General features: G+C 68.1%; 15 protein-coding genes and 2 tRNA genes. 4 read left to right on the forward strand and 13 right to left on the reverse strand.

What is annotated here, in order from left to right:
- Positions 1-3: 3 nt before the first annotated feature.
- From phnE to phnC, 3 genes are read right to left on the reverse strand one after another with little or no spacing between them, the layout of a single operon-like run.
- Positions 4-810, reverse strand: coding sequence for a phosphonate ABC transporter, permease protein PhnE (phnE, locus tag MW290_RS01900; RefSeq protein WP_510532246.1), 807 nt, complete (start codon positions 808-810; stop codon positions 4-6).
- Positions 807-1,685, reverse strand: a complete 879-nt coding sequence (gene phnD, locus MW290_RS01905; protein ID WP_250195637.1) for a phosphate/phosphite/phosphonate ABC transporter substrate-binding protein — start codon at positions 1,683-1,685, stop codon at positions 807-809. Before phnD ends, phnE begins: the two co-directional genes overlap by 4 nt.
- Positions 1,646-2,494 (reverse strand): phosphonate ABC transporter ATP-binding protein, encoded by an 849-nt coding sequence (phnC, locus tag MW290_RS01910; RefSeq protein ID WP_375142782.1) that lies wholly within the window; start codon positions 2,492-2,494, stop codon positions 1,646-1,648. The genes phnD and phnC overlap by 40 nt, the downstream gene beginning before the upstream one ends.
- Before the next feature lie 92 nt (positions 2,495-2,586).
- On the opposite strand from phnC, the gene MW290_RS01915 reads away from it, so the two are divergent.
- Positions 2,587-3,474, forward strand: a complete 888-nt coding sequence (locus MW290_RS01915) for a LysR substrate-binding domain-containing protein (protein WP_250195638.1) — start codon at positions 2,587-2,589, stop codon at positions 3,472-3,474.
- 503 nt (positions 3,475-3,977) lie between these two features.
- Here MW290_RS01915 and MW290_RS01920 read toward each other — a convergent pair.
- Entirely contained in the window at positions 3,978-5,456 is a 1,479-nt protein-coding gene (locus MW290_RS01920) for a transposase (RefSeq protein ID WP_250195639.1), read from the reverse strand.
- Between the two features lie 282 nt (positions 5,457-5,738).
- On the opposite strand from MW290_RS01920, the gene MW290_RS01925 reads away from it, so the two are divergent.
- On the forward strand, positions 5,739-8,513 hold the full coding sequence (locus MW290_RS01925) for a conjugal transfer protein TraG N-terminal domain-containing protein (RefSeq protein WP_250195640.1): 2,775 nt from the start codon (positions 5,739-5,741) through the stop codon (positions 8,511-8,513).
- A 448-nt stretch (positions 8,514-8,961) separates the two neighbouring features.
- Here MW290_RS01925 and MW290_RS01930 read toward each other — a convergent pair whose 3' ends face one another.
- From MW290_RS01930 to uvrC, 9 genes are all read right to left on the reverse strand, one after another.
- Positions 8,962-10,236 (reverse strand): tyrosine-type recombinase/integrase, encoded by a 1,275-nt coding sequence (locus tag MW290_RS01930; protein WP_250195641.1) that lies wholly within the window; start codon positions 10,234-10,236, stop codon positions 8,962-8,964.
- A 172-nt stretch (positions 10,237-10,408) separates the two neighbouring features.
- Positions 10,409-10,484 (reverse strand) — tRNA-His (locus MW290_RS01935).
- A gap of 44 nt (positions 10,485-10,528) precedes the next feature.
- Positions 10,529-12,457 carry a SurA N-terminal domain-containing protein gene (locus tag MW290_RS01940; RefSeq protein ID WP_250195642.1) on the reverse strand — a complete coding sequence of 643 codons (1,929 nt, stop codon included), beginning with the start codon at positions 12,455-12,457 and terminating at the stop codon, positions 10,529-10,531.
- 107 nt (positions 12,458-12,564) lie between these two features.
- Positions 12,565-12,640, reverse strand: a tRNA-Val gene (locus MW290_RS01945).
- A 13-nt stretch (positions 12,641-12,653) separates the two neighbouring features.
- On the reverse strand, positions 12,654-12,923 hold the full coding sequence (locus MW290_RS01950) for an HU family DNA-binding protein (protein ID WP_250195643.1): 270 nt from the start codon (positions 12,921-12,923) through the stop codon (positions 12,654-12,656).
- Positions 12,924-13,127: 204 nt separating this feature from the next.
- The gene (locus tag MW290_RS01955; protein ID WP_250196699.1) at positions 13,128-13,997 is read right to left on the reverse strand and encodes a DMT family transporter; all 870 of its coding nucleotides are present in this window, start codon (positions 13,995-13,997) and stop codon (positions 13,128-13,130) included.
- A 44-nt stretch (positions 13,998-14,041) separates the two neighbouring features.
- Entirely contained in the window at positions 14,042-14,608 is a 567-nt protein-coding gene (gene pgsA / locus MW290_RS01960) for a CDP-diacylglycerol--glycerol-3-phosphate 3-phosphatidyltransferase (protein ID WP_250195644.1), read from the reverse strand.
- 114 nt (positions 14,609-14,722) lie between these two features.
- Positions 14,723-15,244 (reverse strand): hypothetical protein, encoded by a 522-nt coding sequence (locus MW290_RS01965; RefSeq protein WP_250195645.1) that lies wholly within the window; start codon positions 15,242-15,244, stop codon positions 14,723-14,725.
- Complete coding sequence (gene uvrC, locus MW290_RS01970) at positions 15,231-17,306, reverse strand: excinuclease ABC subunit UvrC (protein WP_250195646.1); 2,076 nt, start codon at positions 17,304-17,306, stop codon at positions 15,231-15,233. The genes MW290_RS01965 and uvrC overlap by 14 nt, the downstream gene beginning before the upstream one ends.
- A gap of 35 nt (positions 17,307-17,341) precedes the next feature.
- Between uvrC and earP the strand changes: the two genes are divergently transcribed.
- Together earP and efp are read left to right on the forward strand one after the other, a co-directional pair.
- Complete coding sequence (earP, locus tag MW290_RS01975) at positions 17,342-18,406, forward strand: elongation factor P maturation arginine rhamnosyltransferase EarP (protein WP_250195647.1); 1,065 nt, start codon at positions 17,342-17,344, stop codon at positions 18,404-18,406.
- 193 nt (positions 18,407-18,599) lie between these two features.
- Positions 18,600-19,154, forward strand: coding sequence for an elongation factor P (gene efp, locus MW290_RS01980; protein ID WP_250195648.1), 555 nt, complete (start codon positions 18,600-18,602; stop codon positions 19,152-19,154).
- Positions 19,155-19,192: the final 38 nt, after the last annotated feature.

The following is a 19,192-nucleotide window of genomic DNA, read 5'->3' on the forward strand; positions in this document are numbered from 1 at the left end:
TTGTCACTTCAATCGGCGGCGCAGCGCCGCACCCAGCCCGTCGACGACGAGCACGCAGGCCAGTACCGACAGCAGGATGGCCGAGACCTCGTCGTACTTGATCAGCCGCAGCGCTGCCATCAGCTCGAAGCCGATGCCCCCCGCACCGACGATGCCGAGCACGGCCGAGGCGCGGAAGTGGTACTCCCAGCGGTAGATGGTGATGTCGGCCAGCTGCGGCAGCACCTGCGGCAGCACCGCATGCGTGATCACCTGCAGGCGGCTGGCGCCCGCGGCCGTGGCGGCCTCCAGCGGCTTGGCGTCGACGTGCTCGATCGCCTCGGCATAGAACTTGGCCACCATGCCGGTGGAGTGCAGCGCCAGCGCCAGCACGCCGGGCAGCGCGCCGAAGCCGACCGCCGCCACGAAGATGATGCCGAGGATGATCTCGGGCACCGAGCGGAAGGCCGCCATCATCGTGCGCGCGACCCGCAGCACGGCCGGATGCGGTGTGGTGTTGGGCGAGGCCAGCAACGCCAGCGGCAGCGAGACGATCACCGTCAGCGCGGTCCCGGCGACCGACATCGCCAGCGTGTCCAGCAGCGGCTTGAGCCAGCTCTGCCAGCGCGCGAAGTTGGGCGGCACCATCTCCGAGCCGAGTTGCATCAGCGCCGGCAGGCCATCGGCAAAACGCTCCGCATCGAAGAAGCCGGTGGCGGCCAGCGCCAGCACCGAGGCGGCGAGCAGCAGCGCCGCACCGGCCAGCGTGCGGCGGCGGCGCCGGCCGTCCTCGGCCAGCAGCGCCTGCATCGTGGCACTGGCACCCGTCACTTCATGCTCCCGAGATCAAGCTTGAGCACGCTGGCGGTGTCGCGCAGCACGTCGTAGGCCTCGTCGGTGGTCGGCGCGAAGGCCTCGACGCGGAAGGCCTTGAGCACCTCCTTGTCCTTCATCGTCAGGAAGGCGTCGCGGATGCGCCGCTTCAACTCCGGCGCGAGGTTGCCCTGCATGACGATCGGATAGTTCGGGATCGGCGCCGAGAGATCGAGCTCGACGACCCGGCTGGCGTCGATGGTGCCGCGCTTGACCAGGTTGTCGAGGATGGGCTTGGAGAGTGCGCCGGCCGGCACCTGCCCGGCCTGCACCGCGCGGGCCACCGCGTCGTGGGTGCCGAGGTGCACCACGCGGTAGTCGCGCTCGCCGTCGAGCTTCGCCTTCTTCAGCAGGTGCGCGCGCGGCGCGAGGTGGCTGGAGGTCGACGCCTGGTCGCCGAAGCCGAAGGCCTTGCCGCGGATGTCGTCGAGCGACTTGACCGGGCCGCCGGCGGTGGCGATCAGCACCGACTGATAGGTGGGCGACCCGCGCTCGACCCCCACCGCGAAGGGCTCGATGGCCGGCGCCTTGGACTTCGCCAGCACGTAGGAGAACGGGCCGAAGTAGGCCACCTCGATGCGGCCGAAGCGCATCGCCTCGATCATCGACGAGTAGTCGGTGGTGACCACCAGCTCGATGTCCTTCTTCAGCGTCTGCTCGAGATAGACCTTCAGCGGCTGCGCGTTCTGGATCAGGCTCGAAGCGTTCTCGTCGGGCAGCAGCGCGACACGCAACCGCGCCGGGTCGCGGCCCTGGGCCTGTGCGAACTCCGGCAGGGTGGTGACGAGCGCGCTCAGAGCGACAGCGGCAAGGGCGAGACGGCGGCGGAACATGGCAACTCCTGGTTGGATACCTCGGGGGCGGCGCGCTGCGGTGCAGGCGCGCCATAGAGCTCGGCCTCGCGCTGCGCGGTGAGCGCCTCGGGCGGGCCATCGAAGACGACACGGCCGCCGCGCAGGCCGACGATGCGATCGGCATAACGGCGTGCCAGGCCCACCTGGTGCAGGCTGACCACGGCGGTGAGCCGATCGCCCTTGCAGATCCGGTGCAGCAGGCTCATCACGCTCTCGGCGGTGGCCGGGTCGAGACTGGCCACCGGTTCGTCGGCCAGCAGCAGCGTGGGCGACTGCACCAGCGCACGCGCGATGCCCACGCGCTGCTGCTGACCGCCGGAGAGCGTGTCCGCACGCGCCAGCGCCTTGTCGAGCAGGCCGACACGATCCAGCCCTTCCAGCGCGCGGATCTGGTCGCTGCGGCTCCACGGCCACAGCGTGCGCAGCGGGTGGTGCTGCGCGAGGCAGCCCATCAGCACGTTGGCCAGCACGGTCTGGCGGCCGATCAGATGGTGCTGCTGGAAGACCATGCCGCAGCGACGGCGGTGTTCACGCAGATGACGCGACGTCAGCACGCCGCCGGGCACGTTGTTCGCACGCACCTCGCCCGCGGTCGGGCGCACAAGCCCGTTCAGACAGCGCAGCAGCGTGGACTTGCCCGCGCCCGAGGCGCCGAGCAGCACGAGGAACTCGCCCGGGGCCACGTCGAGCCGGGTCGGCGCGAGCGCCTGCACGCCGCCGGGGTAGGCCACGCGCACGTCGCGCAGTTGCATCAGCCAGTCGGCATGCGATGAAGGAAGCGGCGTCATGGGCCCGGAGTCTGTGCAGCTTCTGTGTCATCACGGTGACGTTTTCGTCCGAACAATGCGGGGTCTTCATCGACGCCATCTATGGATCGCCCATGACCGGCACCAGCCTCCTGGCCGCGCTGAGGGCCTTCGACGCCACCGCCCGCGCCGGCAGCATGACCGCTGCCGCGCGTACGCTCGGGCTGCAGCAGCCCACGCTGTCGGCCCACATCCAGCGGCTCGAGCAGAGCCACGGCGTCGAGCTGTTCCGGCGCCGCGGCCGGCGCCTCGAACTCACCGACTTCGGCCGAACCCTGCTGGAGCACACGCGGCGCGTCTTCAGCGCCGAGGAGGATGCCCACGCCTTGCTGCTGGCCGCGCAGAACCGATATGCCGGCCGGCTGGTCATCCACGCAATCGGACCCTACAACCTCGTGCCGATCCTGCGTGTCTTCGCACGGCGGCATCCGCAGGTGAACCTCGTCGTGCGGGTCGGCGATTCACGGTCGATCGCCTCACGCATCCTCGATCATCAGGGCGATGTCGGCCTGGTGCTCAACCCGGTGGACGACCCGGCGCTGGAGTGCGTCGAGCACCGCCGGCAAGCGCTGGTGGTCTTCGCGGCGGCCGATCATCCGCTGGCCCGGCGCGCCGCCCTGACGATGGCCGATCTGCAGCATCAGCGCTTCGTGATCCGCGAGGAAGGCTCGACGACACGCCGGGTGTTCGAAGACGCGATGCGGCGCCGCGGCCTGGGTTTCCAGGTGGCCATCGAGATGGGCAGCCGCGAGGCGGTGCGCGAGGCCGTGGCCCAGAGCATGGGCCTGGGCGTGGTGGCCGAGCCGGCCTACGTGCCGGACGCCCGGCTGGTGCGCCTGCCGGTGCAGGACAGCGACATGGCCACGCACGTGCACCTGGTGTGCCGGCGCGAACGGCGGCCCTCGCCGCTGGTGGCCACCTTCTTTGACATCGCCGCCGAGTTTCGTGCCGCGTCGAGTTGACCTGCGCGCCAGGCGGGACGGCGCCTTGCCAAAGGTCGATCGACCCGCTGCAGCACCTCGCACTGACATCAAGTCGCTAGACTGGCCGCCGACACACCCTGGATGCAGTCAACTCGCCCGATGCCAGAGCCATCCGAACACCCGGCCCCCGGCGGAGTTGGCCCCGCCCCGGACAGCACAGCGGCAACCGGGCGTGCGCTGGCGCATAGGAATTTCAAACGGTCTGGTCTGTGAAAAGCCTGGAAAGCCCGACTCAGCCCTGGGTGGGCAGCCGATGCCTGCCTGGATGGCTTGGAACTGGCGCCTGAGCCGTTGCCTTGTCTGGATTCGGCCCGCCCTGACGGCTCGCCTCGCGCTCGTTGGGCCTTGATCTCGGGGTTGACCCTGTGTTTTCCGCCATCCAGTCCGCACGCGGGCGCAGCGCCACCGGCCACTGGCGCCAGGCTGCGCAGCCCTTTGTGATGTGTACGGTGTCCGGGACGGTCGACGCGGCTCAGGCGGCTTCAGTCTTGCCGCGCCTCGCGCGCTCGGCCTCTGGGCGGCGGCTGCGGATCCAGTCCCAGGTGGGTCAGGATCTTCTCGATCACCGGTCGCTCCAGGATGGCCGCGATGATCTTGAGCTCCCCGGCGCCGCAGTTGGGGCAGTGCTGCATGTCGATGTCGAACACGCGCTTGAGTAGCCGCGCCCAAGCAATTCGGTGCGGTCGGTCCGGCCGGTCCGGGTTAGTCTCGGTCTGGACCACGCATTCGCTGGCGGCAACGGCTGCGGTGGCCCGTTCCTCCACCTCGGGCCCTTGCGGCACCACCAGGGACCGCAGCTTGGCGTTGGGCGCCAGCACGCCGTGGAACCTGATGAGATGCAGACGCGGCCGGGGAACCAGCGCCGCAAGCCGCCGCATGAACTCCAGCGGGCTCAAGACCCGATGCGTCGTGCCGTCGCGCCACGGTGTCTTCAGCTTCAGCTCGACCTGCCCGGCGGCATTGACCTGCACCCGTTCGTCGGAAAGCGCCGGGCGGGTGATGTAGCGGCACAGCTGTTCCAGCCGCTTGCGGTCATGGGCTTCGACCCGCACCGCGGCGTGCAGGCTGAATCCGTCGATGTCGGCGCACAGCGGCTGGCGGGCCGAGTCCTCGCGCGGCATCGCGCCTCTCAGGGTCAGCACCTTCTGCCCGGCGCGCGGCCCGAAGGCGATTCGGTAGGTGATGGCCGCGGCCTGCAGCGGCCGCAGCGTGCGCGCCTCCTCGCCGTCGGCATCCGGCTCGGCCAGGTAGGTCTGGCCCATGTCTTCGACCAGCACGCCCCGGCGCGTGAGCATCTTCATCAGCCGGGCGATGACGGTCTGCAGCAGCGCGTGCAATTCGTCGTCGGTGGGCGCATCCGCCTCAATGAAGGCCGGCGAACCATCGGCGTCGCAGCAGTACACCCCGTCCAGTACCAGACAGTGCAGGTGGATGTTGAGGTTGGCGGCCGAGCCAAAGCGCTGGATCAGCGTGACGGCGCCGCCGTGACCTTCGTCAGCCTTGAGCCCCGCCTGCCGCAGCAGATGTCGCGTGACCACGCGCTGCACCACCTGCAGCACCGGCGTGACCAGTTCCGGCTGCGCGGCCAGCAGCACGCGCAGCGGGATCGGCAGCGACAGCACCCATTGCCGCACCGGCACGTGCGGGATGACGTGGTCGACCAGGTGCGCAGCGGTCTGCGACATGCGCCGGGCGCCGCAAGAGGGGCAGAATCCCCGGCGCTTGCAGCTGAAGGCCAGCAGCTTGTCGTGGCCGCACTCGCCGCAGCGTAGCCGCAGGAATCCATGCGCCAGGATGCCGCACTCGAGGAAGGCGTCGAACTCGTCCTTGATGAACCGCGGCAACTCGGCGTCCGTGCTGGCCTCGGTGTGGGCGATGAAGCTGGCCGCATGCTGCTGGACCAGGCGGTACAGCGTGGTCTGCTCCGGTCGGTGGCGTTCGTAGTGGAGCCGGCTGGCCAAGCCGGGTAAGGAACCGGGCTGGCGGGCGGCGTGCACGGCATGCAGAGGACTCGATGGGGACCTCTACCGTCCCAGCATCGCCCTGCACTCGCCATCGCCCTTCGGTCGGGCTTGTGGGTGCAAGAAGATGGCCCTCCACCGGGTGCAGCCGGTTGGGGTGGGCCAGCCCCGGCGGGAGTCCGTCGTTCACCTTAGTGCCGATATCCCCGTGCTTTTGAGGTCGTTCCTGGCCGACGCCATCGTCACATCGCTTCAGGATCCACGCTCCCCCAGGAGCGACGCATGTGGGAGATCTACGCCTACCAGAACGCCGACAGCCTGTTCGGCATCTTCAACGCTGCGGCAGCCATCCACGGCTCCGGCGACTACATGGCGGCCGTCGCCGCCGTGGCCTTCTGCGGGTTCATCGCGGCCCTGGTGGCCTACGCCTTCGCGCCCGAGAAGCTGCAGGGCTGGAAGTGGCTGGCCACGGTGCTGCTGGTGTTCTCCGTACTCATCGTGCCGCGGGTGACCGTGGGCGTCGTCGACAAGACCGGCGGATCCGCCGTCAAGGTGGTGGCCAACGTCCCGTTCGGCGTGGCCTTCCTCGGCAGCGTCACCAGCACGGTCGGGCACACGCTCACGGGCCTGTTCGAGACGGCCTTCCAGGTCATTCCGGGCGTCGGCGCCCTGCCGAGCGAACTGAGCTACGAGAAGAACGGCCTGATGTTCGGCAACCGCCTCATCCGGGAGACAGGCGGCGTCGCCTTCCAGGATCCGAACTTCCGCACGGACCTGGTCAACTTCATCCACAACTGCACGATGTACGACCTGATCGACGGCACGGTCGATCCGGGCACGTTCTCGAGCTCGGACGACGTGTGGGCGCTGATGGCATCGCCCAACCCGGCCCGTTTCACGACCTTGACCAGCGCCGGCGGCTCGATCACCGTCGACACCTGCCCGAACGCCTACACGAACCTCAACGGCCGGCTTCCCGCGCAACTGACCCGCATCCAGGGCAAGCTCGCCTTCCAGCTGAATCCGACACTGCCGGCGGCGGCCGCCAATGCCGCCATTGCCGGGCAAATCCAGCAGGCCTACCTGAAGAACAGCATCGCGACCGCGGCCGCGACGGCGGCCGACCTGATCCGCCAGAACGCGGTGCTGAATGCGATCAACGACACCAGCAACATCATCGGTCAGAAGGTGAACGACCCTGCGGCCATGGTGCTGGCCGTCGGGCGGGCTCAGTCCGTGGCGCAGCAGAACGCGGCCTGGCTGAATGCAGGCAAGGTGGCCGAGCAGGCGCTGCCGGTGTTCCGCAACGTGATCGAGGCCATCACCTACGCGCTGTTCCCCCTTCTCGTCCTGCTGATGCTGCTGACCAGCGGGCGCGAGACCATGCTGGCCTTCAAGGGCTACGCCGCGGTGCTGATCTGGATCCAGCTTTGGCCGCCGTTGTATGCCGTGCTCAACTACATGGCATCGATCTACGCCGCCTACGACCTGGCGGCGGCGGCTGACCTGGGCAGCGGCGCCAAGGCCCTGTCGCTGCAGACGGCATCGACGATCTACTCCCGGGCGATCTCCGGCGAGGCCGTTATCGGCTACCTCGCCATCAGCATCCCGTTCATCGCCTGGGCCGCGCTCAAGCGGATGGAGACCTTTGGCACCGCGCTGGTGGGCGGTCTCTCGGGCCTGCAGTCGATGGTGGCCGGCGCCACGGCGGGTGCCGCCGCCGGCAACCTGAGCATGGGCAATGTCTCGATGGACCAGATCCGGCTCGCGCCGAACCGGACGTCCGCGTTCATGAGCAACTGGCAGAACGACATCAGTGGCAACACCTTTTCGTCGAACACGCTGACCGGCCGGACTGCCGTGAGCCTGCTGCGCAACCAGGGCTACGCGTCCCGGGTCGTCTCGATGCGCGTGAGCGAACAGGACGTGCAGGACGCCAGCCGCCAGGTCGACGCAGCCCGAAGCGAAGCGGTCGCCGCCAGCACCGAACGCTCGGCGGTGCTGTCCGAGGCATTCACCAAGGGCTTGGCAAAGCTGAAGTCATCGCGAAGCAGCACGGGGTCGACATCCAGCAGCTTCGAGCAGTTGGGGCAAACCATCGATCGGCTGGATCAGATCTCCCGAAGCGTTTCCGAGTCCACTGGGCTGACACAGTCTCAGGTTGCTCGCATTGCGCTTGGCGTTACAGGTCACGCCGGATTCAATGCGCGGTTCGTTGGCGCCCAACTGAACGCGAGTGCAGACAAGACCTACCTGTCCGGACTGAGTGCAGACGAGCGGAAGGTGCTTGGTGCGCTCACGTCCGAGCAGGCCTCGGAGTTCAAGCAGTTCGGCGATCGTGTGTCGCGCGACAGTTCCGTCGCGAGCCTTGTAGCCACCGATGCTCGCGAAGCACGCGAACTGTCGTCGAGGATCGCCACCACAACCGCGCGCTCCGCCCGCGCAGATGCTTCCCTTGCCGATCGCACCGCGTTCTCTGAGCGGCTTGCCGTGGCCAGGGAGAGAGGCGATTCGATTTCAATCGACATTGCGCAGGATCCCTACAACCTGGCGATGTTCACTCGGTACGCTGAGCAGTACGGTGGTACCAGCGCGTCCGCTCAACAACTGCTGAGCGCTGAACTTGCCCGACAGGCGCTGGCTCCAACCCGAAACTTCAGCGACGGCACTGGCATGCCGTCATCCTTCGACGACGTCCGCCATCTGTACACGACCAACAGCGGTGACCCTCGCATCACGCCGGACATTGACGCTACATATCGAAGAGCGACGGGCACGGTTCGTCAGGCTCCTCTTCCAGTTTCTCCACCGGCACAACCTGCGCCCGAACCAAGCGACGCTCGCCAGCAGATTCAGACGTCGTCGGACGATCTCCGTGGCCGAACTGCTGCTCGACGGCAAGAGTTCGATGACGAGCGGAGCCCCGGGCGCGCCGACGACGGCACGATTTCCCCACGGCAGTCGCTGTTCAAAGGCACCGCAAGGCAAGTGGCCCGGGACGCGGCCGAGACCTTCCAAGATGCCAAAGACGCGGTGAAGGGGATCATCAAGCGGTAGTCAATCGGGCCCGCGAGATGGCGGGTCCCCCTCAGGCGGCTTCATGAAGGGTGGGTGTCCCTTGTCGCGCCAATAGTTGGCCGCGAGGTCCTCGGAAGTCACGCCGGAACCTGGAATGGGATTGCCTGTGAGCGATCGAGACACCTGCCCCCGCCCAATCTTGAGCAGCGCACCCCCCACTGCAGCCCCTACGAGGGCGCCGACCGCCGCGAGGACAAGCCGCGTGGCCAAAGCTTCGTCCTGCCCTATCGCCCACCCGGCCAGGGCACCCGCAAGGACAAGCACCAAGAAGGCCAGCATTCGCATTTGAAGTGAGGTCAACTCAAGCTCACGGAAAACAGTGTCCTAGCCTTTGAGCTTCACGCTGTTGCAGCCTGTGTCCGAAACGACCTTTGAGGGCCAACACCTGAGCCGTCTCTGGTCGGTCCGGAGGAAGCCTACACAAACATCAGACTTCCGTGGTGCTCTCCCGCGTGGGCTCGCAGGGCACAGCGGGACGCTGCCCCGGAGTGCGGCAGTTCTTCAAGGAGTCCAGGTAGTCGGCCCAGGCACTCATCATGTCGCGCCGCTGTTCGATGAACTCCGCCCTGTCGTAGGCAGCTCCCAGCGGGCCGGACTTCCCATGTGCCAGCTGGGCCTCGATCACGTCCGGCGCCACGTTGAGCCGCTCCACCATCACGGTACGGGCCATCGCCCGGAATCCATGGGGAGTCATCGTCTCGTTGTCGAAGCCTAGCCGGCGCAGGGCAACCCGGACCGTGTTCTCGCTCATCGGCCGCTTGGCACTGATCAGGGACGGAAACACGTATCGCCCTCGGCCGGTCAGCGGCATCAGGTCCTTCAGAGCGTCTACAGCCTGGGTGGCGAGCGGAACCAGATGCGGCCTTCCGTTGATCTTCTCCAGCTTCGTCCGCTTCATCTTGGCGGAGGGAATCGCCCACATCTTTGCCTCGAGATCCAGCTCGGCCCACTCCATCTGCCGGATGTTCCCTGGCCGCTGGAAGAGCAGCGCCGACAGAAGCAGTGCCGCCCGGGTAACGGGGTGACCGTGGTAGCCGTCGATCGCGCGCATCAAGTCGCCGACCTGATCCGGTTCGACGATCGCCGAGACGTGTCTGGTCAGCACCGGCTTCAATGCGCCGCGCAGATCCGAAGCGGGGCTGCGCTCACAACGTCCGGTGGCAACGCCGTATCGAAACACCTGCCCGCAGGCCTCCAGCAGAGAGTGAGGCAGTTCGCGCGTGCCACGTGCCTCGACGCGCCGCAGCGTCTGCAGCAGCATCGGTGCGCCTATCTGGGAGAGCGGAAGCTTGCCCAGCCAGGGGAAGATGTCCTTCTCGAGGCGCTCCATCCAGCGCTTGGCGTAGTGATCGCTCCAGCCGACCTTCTTGGTCGCGTGGAACTCACGCGCGGTCACCTCGAAGCTGGCGTTGGCGTCGAACCGGGAACTGAGGCGCTCCACCTGCCGCGTGAGCACCGGATCTGCGCCGGACTGATGTTGCTTGCGCGCATCATCACGTGCGACCCTGGCCTCCTTCAGACCCAGATCTGGATAGGCCCCGAGGGCAAGGCGCTTCTCCTTCCCGTCGAAGCGGTACTTCCAGAACCAGCGCTTGGACCCAGAGGGCGAGACCTCCAGGTACAGACCGCCGGAATCGGCCAGGCGCACGCGGGGCCTACCCGCGTCGCAACTCGCGTTCTTGCACTGCTTGTCGGTGAGCATGGGGGAACAAAACGTCAAATGGCTGCGAACACGCCATTTGTTCCCCCAGATGTTCCCCCAACTTCGCTGCGCTGCCGTGGGACGACAGGAGCCTTCCTGACTCAAGCGACTGTCTAAGTCGTTGTTTTAGCGGGAAGTTCGGTCCGGCATGGGACCCGATGAAACGCTGGGATGGGGTGGCTGATGGGACTCGAACCCACGACGACCAGAATCACAATCTGGGACTCTACCAACTGAGCTACAGCCACCGCAGAGCCGATGAGTATAGCCCACCTTCGTGGGCTTTCAAGCATTATTTCGCTTCGGTGCCCGCTGCGGCGACGGGTGCCACGCCGTTGCCCTTGAACTCCACGTGGAAGCGGTTGCGCAGCGCCTTCATGTAGGCGTTGGCTTCGGCCGTGCCCCAGGCCTGGGCATAGCGCGGCAGCAGCTGTTGCATCTCGGGCGACTTGGCATCGGGCGGGCTCACCTGGGTGACGCGGGCCACCACGTAGCCTTCACCCGGCACGTCCACGCCCAGCGTAGCGGGCAGCTGGCTGGCGTCGGCGCGCATCACCGCGTCGAGCACCGGACGCTGCAGGCCCTGCGGTTGCGCGCGCGACACCTCGATGGCGGCCGGCAGGCCGTCTGCCTTGGCATCGGCCTTCAGCTGCGCCAGGCGGGCTTCGCCGTCCTTGCGGGCCAGGGCCATCGCCTGCTCGTCGACCACACGGTCGCGCACCTGCGACTTGACCTCGGCCAGCGGCTGCACGCGCGCCGGCGTGTACTCCACCACGCGGGCGGCAGCCAGCTGGTTGGCGCCTACCTCCACCGCTTCGGTGTTGCGCTTGTTCTGCGTGGCGTCGGTGGAGAACACGGCTTCCAGCAGCTTGGGCGACGCCAGCGGGCCGGTGGCACCGGGCACCGGGGTGCGCTGCACCACGGCCGTCTGCTTGACCAGCTTGAGCTTGTCGATCACCGGCTGCAGCGTGTCGGCCTGCTCATAGACGGTGTTGCTGAACTGCTCGGCCGCCTCGGCATAGCGGCGCTGGGCCAGCTGCTTGCGCACCTCGGCCTCGATCTCGGGCTTCACCGCCTCGAAAGGCTTCTTGTCGCCGCCGCGCACCGCGTCCAGCTTGATGATGTGGAAGCCGAAGTCGCTTTCCACCACGTTGCTGATCTCGCCCGGCTTCATCGCGTAGGCCGCGTCCTCGAAGGGCTTGACCATCGCGCCGCGGCCGAAGAAGTCGAGGTCGCCACCGCGCTCGGCCGAGCCCGGGTCGTCGGAGTTCTTCTTGGCCACTTCGGCGAAGCTGCCGGGGTTCTTGCGCAGCTCGGCCAGCAGCGCTTCGGCCTTGGCCTTGGCCTTCTGGCGATCGGCGGCCGGCGCGTCCTTGTCGGCCTTGACCAGGATGTGGCTGGCGCGGCGCTCTTCGGCGGCGGTGTAGCGGGCGGCGTTCTCGTCGTAGTACTTGCGCAGCTCTTCGTCGCTGACCGTCACGTCCTTGGCCAGGCTGTCCAGCGTCAGCACCACGTACTCGATGCGGGCCTGCTCAGGCGCGCGGAACAGGTCGCTGTGCGACTTGTGGAAGGCTTCCAGGTCGGCATCGGTGGGCTGCACCTTGGCCACGTAGTCACGCGTCAGGAAGCGCTGCAGCTGCACCTGGCGGCGCTGCAGCAGCGTCTCCAGCGACTGGCGGGCCACGCCGTCGGGCGCGAAGGCGCTGGCCTCCACCCCGCCGACCACCTGCTTGAGCGCCGCATCCTGGCGCACGCTGGCCTCGAAGGCGGCGGGCGACATGCCCTGGGCGGCCAGCAGCGCCTTGTAGGCGTCGACGTCGAAGCTGCCATCGGGGCGGCGCAGGGCGGCCAGCTGCGGCACCGCCAGCAGCTCGCGCTGCAGGCGCTCGTCGGTCACGGCCAGGTGCTGCTTGTTGATGGCGGCGAACAGCACGCGCTCACGCACCATCTGCTCCAGCGTCTCATGCTTGGCTTCGGGCGTGTCCAGCAGCTTGGGGTCGATGCCCGGCATCTGCTGGCGCAGGCGCTCGGCCTGGCGCTGGTGCGCCGCGTCCCACTCGGCCTGGGTGATGGTCTGGCCATCGACCTTGGCGACGGTGGCGTTGCCGCCTTCCATGAACTGCTCATAGCCCTGGCAGCTCGCGACCACGAAGGCCGGGAAGATCAGCACCACCAGGATGCCCTGCAGCAGGCGGGTGTTATTGCGAACGAACTCGAACATGCGGGAACGGCTTTCGGTGCAGAGATGTCATGCCTGGATGGCACAAAGGCGGACCCCGAGGCCCGCCTTTGTTGATGTGCCGGCGGCCCGGAGCCGCCTATTGTCGCTGGTGGGTGCTGACGGGTTCGAACCGCCGACCTACGCCTTGTAAGGGCGCCGCTCTACCGGCTGAGCTAAGCACCCAGTGACTGGTGGATCAGAGAGAGTCCCGCAGGCCCTTGCCGGGGCGGAACTTCGGAACCTTGGCTGCCTTGATTTTAATGGTGGCGCCGGTGCGCGGGTTGCGGCCGCTGCGCGCGGCACGCTTGGTGACCGAGAAGGTGCCGAAACCGACGAGCGACACACTGCCGCCCTTCTTGAGCGTGGACTTCACACCGCCGATCACGGCCTCGAGCGCGCGGCCGGCCGCCGCCTTCGAAATGTCGGCCTGCTGGGCGATGTGATCGATCAGTTCACTCTTGTTCACGAAGGGATCCCTCTACGCTGTTAGACGTGCCGTAAAACGAATGGGGCGGCTGACGCGCCTGGAGCCTGCGAAGCTCTGGAGAGTCTCGAGAGACCGGTGAAAACCGGGTCGAGCCTGGCCAAACGATTACAGCCGTCGGCGGCGTGCAGTGTCAAGCGCGAGGCGCGGATTCTAAGCAGATCCCGGCCCGGGTTTTCGAGCCGCTCAAGCCAGGGTTGACGAGGCGTCTCGAGGGACCCTGACCACCAGCGCCACACCCACTGCCGTCAATGCCAGCCCGGCCAGCACCAACGGGCCCAGCGCCTCGCGGAACAGCAGCCAGCCCATCACCGCGGTGCACGGCGGCACCAGGTACAACAAGCTGGTCACACGTGTTGCAGCCCCTTGCTGGATGAGCAGATACAGCAGCGAGCTGCCACCGAGCGTGAGCACCAGCACCGACCAGGCCAGGGCGCCGATCAGCTCCGGGTGCCAGTGCACCGGCTGCGTGTCGATGAGCCACGAAGCCGGCAGCGTGACCGCGAACGCCGCCAGCAGCTGCACGAAGTTGGCGGTGCGCACATCGCACGGCGCCACATGCCGCTTTTGATACAAGGTGCCGGCGGTGATGCCCAGCAACGCGCCCACGGCCAGCAGCAGGTTCAGCGCGCCCAGCTCGCCCTGGCCCAGCTTGCGCCACACCACCAGCAGCAGCCCCGTCAGGCCCAGCGCCAGGCCGGCCCACTGCAGCGGCGTCACCCGCTTTTCCTGCCCGGTGGCCGAGACCCACACCGCGGTGAGCACCGGCTGCAGGCCTGCGATGAGGGCCACCGTGCCGGCCGAGGCGCCGGCCCGCACCGACGACCACACGCCGCCCAGGTAGATGGCATGCATCAGCACGCCGGTGACGGCCAGGTGCGCCCACTGCGCACGCCCTTGCGGCCAGGCCGGGCGCGTGAGGCCGATCCACACCAGGAAGGCCAGCACCGACAAGCCGTAGCGCCAGCTCAGCAGCGCCAGCGCGGGCGCATGGGGCATGCCGTAACGGGCGACGATGAAGCCGGTGCTCCAGATCAGCACGAAGACCGGCGGCATGGCCGCCACCAATGCCTGCTGGCGGCGCAGGTGTGCGGCGTCCGTCACCGCACGTTGGCGCGGATGTCGGGGAGCGCTTTCTGCAGGTAGTACACCATCGACCAGATCGTCAGCACCGCGGCTGCCCAGATCAGGCCCCTGCCCCAGATGCGCGTGTCGATCACGCCCAGCAGCGGCCCGTCATACAGCAGGAAGGGGATGGCCACCATCTGCACCGTGGTCTTGAGCTTGCCCAGCATGTGCACCGCCACGCTGCGGCGCGCGCCGATCTCGGCCATCCACTCACGCAGCGCCGAAATGGCGATCTCGCGGCCGATGATGATGAGTGCCACCATGGCATCGGCCCGGTGCAGCCACACCAGGATGATGAGCGCGGCGCAGACCAGGAACTTGTCGGCCACCGGGTCGAGGAAGGCGCCGAACTTCGAGGTCATGTTGAGCCGGCGCGCCAAGTAGCCGTCCAGCCAGTCGGTCAGGGCCACCACGATGAACAGCACGGTCGCAATCAGGTTGCGCATGCCGGCGTCCACGGGCAGGTAGAAGATGCCGACGATCAACGGAATCGCGACGATGCGCGCCCAGGTCAGCAGAGTCGGCAGGTTGAAAAACATGGCCGATGCTACCTTGCAAGCTCACACAGCAAGATCCCGGCGCCGCCGGGCCGCCCCAAGGCGACGGGCTCCCCCTCGGGGGGGCGCGAGCGCCAGCGAGCCTGGGGGCTCCATCTATTCATCTAGGAGGCGCGGCTTGAACTTGCGCGCGTCGTTGAAGAGAAACACCTCGCTGTACACCCAGGGCTTGGGCAGGTGGCGCACGTCGCCGAAGGGCGCGGCGCGCTGCACGGCGGCGATGGCGATGTCGATGGTGTCCACCGCCTGCCCCGGCCGGCGGGCCACCTTGATGTGGCGCACGCTGCCATCGGCGTTCAGCTCGATCTCCAGCACCGGGATGGCCAGCAGCGGCTGCTGCACCTCGGTCATGTAGACCAGGTCGGGGTTGGCTTCGGCCAGCCGCTGGGCGGCATGCAGCTTGTACTCGGCCCAGTCGCGGGCCTGCTTGCGCGCAACGGCGGGTTGGCTGCTCAGCTCGGGCGAGCGGGTGGGCGCGGTGACGATGCCCCCGCCCCCACTGCCAGGGCGGCCCAGCGGCACGCTGGTGCCACAACCGGCCACCAGCAGGGCCGCCGCCAAGGCCGCCAGGGCTGCGCCCAGACCGCGCCCACGTGGCACGGTGTCAATGCAATGCACGGTAGATCTCCTCCGCAAGTTGTCGGGATATGCCTTCCACGCCGCACAGTTCGTCGACGCTGGCATTGGCAACGCCGCGCGCGCCACCAAAGCGCTGCAGCAGGCGTGCACGTTTCTTCGGGCCCACGCCCGGTATCTCTTCGAGCTTGCTGCCGCCGGTGCGCACGCTGGCGCGCTTGGCCCGCATGCCGGTGATGGCGAAGCGGTGCGCCTCGTCGCGGATCTGGGCCACCAGCATCAGCGCGGCCGAGTCGTGGCCCAGGTACACCTTGGGCCGGCCGTCGGCAAACACCAGCTCTTCCAGGCCCACCTTGCGGCCCTCGCCCTTTTCCACGCCGACGATCAGCGACAGGTCCAGGCCCAGCGCCTCGAACACCTCGCGCGCCATCGACACTTGGCCCTTGCCGCCGTCCACCAGCACCAGGTCGGGCATGCGCAGTCTGGGGCTGGGTTCGGCACTGGCTTCGGCGTTCCCTTCGCCCTCCGGCGGCACGCCTTCTTCGGCCTGTGCGGCCAGGGCCTCGGCCACCTTGCCGTAGCGCCGCGTCAGCACCTGGCGCATGGCCGCGTAGTCGTCACCCCCGGTGATGCCGGTGATGTTGTAGCGCCGGTACTGCGCGTTCTGCATCTGGTGGTTCTCGAACACCACGCAGCTGGCCTGGGTGGATTCACCCGCGGTGTGGCTGATGTCGAAGCACTCGATGCGTAGCGTGTCCAGCGATTCCACGTCCAGCTGCAGCGCCTCGGCCAGCGCCCGGGTGCGGGCGCGCTGCGAGCCCTCTTCGGCCAGCAGCCGCGCCAGCGCGATCTGCGCGCCCTTGTCGGCCATCTCCAGCCAGATGCGGCGCTGCTCGCGCGGCTGGTGCTGCGCATTGACGCGGCTGCCACTCTGCGCGCTCAAGGTGTCGAGCAGGGCCTTGTCCACCGGGTGGCTCAGCACCAGCAGGAAGGGCACGGCATTGCCCAGATAGTGCTGGGCGATGAAGGCTTCCAGCACCTGCACTTCCACCGGCTGAGCCGCCTGCGGCGGGCCGGCATCCACATCGCCGGCTTCGGCCTCGGCCACCGCGGCGGCGTCCTCCACATGGGCCGGGAAGTAGGCACGGTCGCCCAGGTGGCGGCCACCGCGCATCATGGCCAGGTTGACGCAGGCACGGCCGCCCTGCACCCGCACGGCCAGGATGTCCACGTCCTTGTCGGACGTGGTCAGGCTGCTGGTCTCCACCGATTGCTGGTGCAGCACCCGCGACAGCGCGCTGATCTGGTTGCGCAGGTCGGCCGCCTTCTCGAATTCCAGCGCCTCGGCATGGGCCATCATGCGGCCCTGCAGGTCGTCCATCACCTCCTGCGTCTCACCCAGCAGAAAGCGCTCGGCATGGCTCACGTCGCGCGCATAGTCGTCGGGCGAGATGAAGCCCACGCAGGGCCCGCTGCAGCGGTGGATCTGGTACAGCAGGCAGGGCCGGCTGCGGTTGGCGAACACCGTGTCTTCGCAGGTGCGCAGGCGGAACACCTTCTGGATCAGCTGGATCGATTCCTTCACCGCCCAGGCGCCCGGGTAGGGCCCGAAGTAGCGGTGCTTGCGGTCCACCGAGCCGCGGTAGTAGGCCACCCGCGGGTAGCGAACCGACGCCGATTCCGCAGTGCTGGCCGAGGCGCGGGTGCCGGTGATCTTGAGGTAGGGGTAGCTCTTGTCGTCCCTGAACAAGATGTTGAACCGCGGGTTCAACGTCTTGATCAGGTTGTTTTCCAGCAGCAGCGCCTCGGCCTCGGTGCGCACCACCGTGGTTTCCATGCGGGCGATGCGGCCCACCATGTGGCCGATGCGGCTGCCGCCATGGTCCTTCTGGAAGTAGCTGGCGACGCGCTTCTTCAGGCTGCGCGCCTTGCCCACGTAGAGCACGGTGCCGTTGCTGTCGAAGTAGCGATACACGCCGGGCAGCGCCGGCAGCGCGGCCACCTCGGCCAGCAGCCGCTCGCGCACGGCGGCGGCCTGCGCGGCGGTATCGGGGGCTGGGTCCGGCACGGCGGCCTCGGCGGGAACGGGGGACGGCTCGATCATCGGGTGGGGGATTGTGCCGCTTCGATAATCCCCGCATGACCGCGCCCCGTCCGGACCCCGCCATCGATGTTTTCTGCCGCGTGATCGACAACTACGGCGACGTGGGCGTGAGCTGGCGCCTGGCCACCGGGCTGGCCGCGCGCGGGGCGCGGGTGCGGCTTTTCATCGACGATGCCGGCCCGCTGCAGTGGATGGCGCCGCATGGCGCCGCTGGCGTGCAGGTGCTGCCCTTCGACGCGCCGGCCGAAGCCCAGGCCGACGTGGTGGTGGAGACCTTCGGCTGCGACCCGCCGCCCGCCTACGTGCAGCGCATGGCCGAGCGCGCCCGCCCGCCGGTGTGGATCAATCTCGAGTACCTGAGCGCCGAGGCGTATGTGGAACGCAGCCACGGCCTGCCCTCACCCCAGCGCAACGGGCTGATGAAGTGGTTCTTCTACCCCGGCTTCACGCCGCGCACCGGCGGCCTGTTGCGTGAGCCGGACCTGGCCGCGGCGCAGGCCGCCTTCGACCGCGATGCCTGGCTGGCCGGCCTGGGGCTGCAGCGCCGGCCGGGTGAGCGGGTGGTCAGCCTGTTCGCCTATGCCGGCGCGCCTTTCGGCGAACTGCTGCGGCGGCTGGACGACGCGCCCACGCTGGTGCTGGTGTGCGCCGGCTCCTCGCAGGCGGCCGCGCTGGCGCAGGCACCGGCCGCGCTGCGCCAGCTCCGGCTGCACGCCCTGCCCTGGCTGAGCCAGCCCGACTTTGACCGGTTGTTGTGGAACTGCGACCTCAACTTCGCCCGTGGCGAAGACTCCATCGTGCGGGCCATGTGGGCCGGCGCCCCTTTCGTGTGGCACATCTACCCGCAGCACGACGATGCCCACGTGGCCAAGCTGCAAGCGCTGCTGCAGCGCATGGCGGCGGTGGACGGCACGGTGGCCGAGCCGCTGCAGGCCCTGTGGATGGCCTGGAACGGCCTGGGCCCCTGGCCCGACGCCTGGCCACCGGCGCCCGCCTGGCGCACCGCCAGCCAGGCCTGGCGCCGGGCCCTGCTGCCACAGCCCGACCTGGTGACCCAGCTGCTGCAATTTTGCGCGGCCATGGCCGGCAGGCTAGAATAGCGGGCTCTGCGTGGCACTGCGGCAGCCTGTAACACCGGCTGGCCGCGGCCGCCCGCGCGACACGGCGTCGCGATCTGCCGCAAAACCGATACGCAATGCTTCGCAAGCTGCAGAAGTGCCATCGCCGCCCCGCACAGCGGGCCGGCGCAGCGCCCCGGCGGCAAGCGACGCCCACCGAACCAAGAGAGCCGCTATGAAACTCGCACAGGAAATCCGCGCAGGCAACGTCATCATGCAGGGCAAGGACCCCATGGTGGTGCTGCGTACCGAATACAGCCGCGGTGGCCGCGGCGCCGCCACGGTGCGCATCAAGATGAAGAACCTGCTGAACGGCGGCGGGGCCGAAGTCGTCTTCAAGGCCGACGACAAGATGGACCAGATCATCCTGGACAAGAAGGAGTGCACCTACACGTACTTCGCTGACCCGATGTACGTGTTCATGGACTCCGAGTACAACCAGTTCGAGGTGGAAGCCGAGAACATGGGCGACGCCATCAGCTACCTCGAAGACAACATGCCCGTGGAAGTGGTGTTCTACGACGGCAAGGCCATCTCGGTCGAACTGCCCACCACCGTGGTGCGCGAGATCGAGACCGAGCCGGCCGTCAAGGGCGACACCTCGGGCAAGGTGATGAAGCCCGCCAAGATCGTCGGCACCGGCTTCGAGATCTCGGTCCCGCTGTTCGTGGAAAGCGGCGACAAGATCGAAATCGACACCCGCACGCACGAGTACCGCAAGCGCGTCTGAACGCAATGCACGCAGTGGCCACGGCCAGCCTGCAACAT

This window comes from Aquincola tertiaricarbonis (assembly GCF_023573145.1).
Classification (GTDB): Bacteria; Pseudomonadota; Gammaproteobacteria; order Burkholderiales; family Burkholderiaceae_C; genus Aquincola; species Aquincola tertiaricarbonis_B.